Origin of the sequence: Microcoleus sp. OTE_8_concoct_300 (genome assembly GCF_031383065.1) — a bacterium.
Lineage (GTDB): Bacteria > Cyanobacteriota > Cyanobacteriia > Cyanobacteriales > Microcoleaceae > Microcoleus.
In genome coordinates, this window is the sequence record NZ_JANMZH010000328.1 from 1 (window position 1) to 1,790 (window position 1,790).

Annotated in this window: 1 protein-coding gene and 1 pseudogene; one reads left to right on the forward strand and one right to left on the reverse strand. The window is 44.1% G+C overall.

Annotation, left to right across the window (positions count from 1 at the left end):
• Nucleotides 1–390 precede the first annotated feature (390 nt).
• On the forward strand, nucleotides 391–1,581 hold the full coding sequence (locus ACUVJL_RS14795; RefSeq protein ID WP_445246534.1) for an RNA-guided endonuclease InsQ/TnpB family protein: 1,191 nt from the start codon (nucleotides 391–393) through the stop codon (nucleotides 1,579–1,581).
• Nucleotides 1,582–1,586: 5 nt separating this feature from the next.
• Here the strand turns inward: ACUVJL_RS14795 and ACUVJL_RS14800 are convergent.
• Nucleotides 1,587–1,790: pseudogene (locus ACUVJL_RS14800) on the reverse strand (hypothetical protein); the annotation flags it as partial.

Genomic DNA, 1,790 nt, shown 5'->3' on the forward strand with positions numbered 1-1,790 from the left:
CAGGTATCGTGGCTGAATCAATACCCATGTTGTTGGAGGTAGCAGAATTTTGGTGTCAGTATTATTTCGATCTGAGTTTGAACGAGAAATTTCCCGATGGGGACGATCGCTCCGATCGACCAAACCCGTGAGAATTTTCAGATGCAGATTGAGGGTTTGTTAAGCCTGCAACCCCTAAGATTGTCAAACTTGCCATTAAACTAAATCGTCTGAGTCACACTTTAGAGTTCTTCTATATTTTCCAAGCGTAAGAAATGCAGTCGTTCCGATGCTTCACCAAAGAACTGGGTCTGAAGCCCCGTCCTTATAGGACGGCTTTGATTCTCTTCATTTTCTGTTAATTGTATTGATAATACATGGTACAATAAAGCAATCAAGCAATAGTAAACAATGAAAGCAAGGTACAAGTACAGAATCTATCCGACCGACCAACAGAAACAGAGCTTGGCTCAGTTATTCGGTTGCGTTCGCGTTGTCTGGAATGATGCCCTTGCACTTTGCAAACAATCCGAAAAAAAGCCGAAATCGACAGAACTTCAGAAAATAGTAATAACTGGGGCAAAACAGACTGAGGAAAGGACTTGGCTGGAAGAGGTGTCATGCGTTCCCTTGCAACAGTCTGTAACCGATTTAGAAACGGCTTTTAAGAATTTCTTTGATTCCTACAAAGGGAAAAGAAAAGGGCAAAAAGTACGGTATCCTAGGTTTAAAAAAAAGACAAGCCGTCAATCGGCAAGATTTACCCTTCGTGGATTTTCCATGAAGAAAAACGGTGGCGTTTACTTAGCAAAAATTGGAATTGTCAAGCCAATATGGTCGAGGGAGTTGCCGTCAGCACCTAGCTCGGTCACGGTAATCAAGGATTGCGCTAATCGCTATTTCTTAAGCTTTGTTGTAGAGGTCAAACCAGTTCAATCCGAGGCTTTGCATCCAAGTATTGGTATCGACTTAGGGATTAAAACCTTTGCGGTAATGAGTAATGGGGCAAAAGCCGAAAGTCCTAGTTATAAAAAACTAGACCGGAAAGTTCGCAAACTGCAACGCAAGTTAGCTCGCCAACCTCATGACTCCAAAAGAAGGAATATAACTAGAATCAAGGTCGCCAAGCTTCATAACCGTATTTCTGATGTCCGTAAAGATTTTCTACACAAATTATCGACCAAAATAGTCAACGAAAACCAAGTGATTGTTTTGGAAGATTTAAATGTGTCGGGCCTGGTTAAGAACCGCAAACTTGCTAGAGTAATCAGCTTGCAAGGTTGGAGAGAATTCAGGACTTTGTGCGAAGCTAAGTCTGAAAAGTTTGGCAGAGAGTTCAAGGTGATTAGTCGATGGGAACCCACCAGCCAGGTCTGTTCGGACTGTGGTTTCAAGTGGGGTAAAATCGATTTATCTATTCGCTCAGTGCTCTGTTTGAATTGTGGTACCGAGCAGGATAGAGATGAAAATGCGGCTAGAAATATAGCTCAAGTCGGGATGGGGAATCGCCACGACTCTAAATGGACGCTGAGGGATTGTCAGACTATTTCGGTAGCAGAACCCGATGAAGCGTCAAGAATCACCGCGCCTTCAGGCCGGTGAGTATTTCAACAGCTACAATTGTTACTCCATCTGGCCGGGCGGCGCAGCAAAATAAGGCACAATCTCCGATGAAAGTAGCGATCGCCTCCCCACTTTCTCTCATCCCACAGCTTTAGTGTTTGGTCGGACGAGGCAGAAATTGCTTTAAGTCCATCCGGCGTGATGGCAAGTGCCCAGACATCGCCGGAATGTCCGCCAAGCGTTTTAAG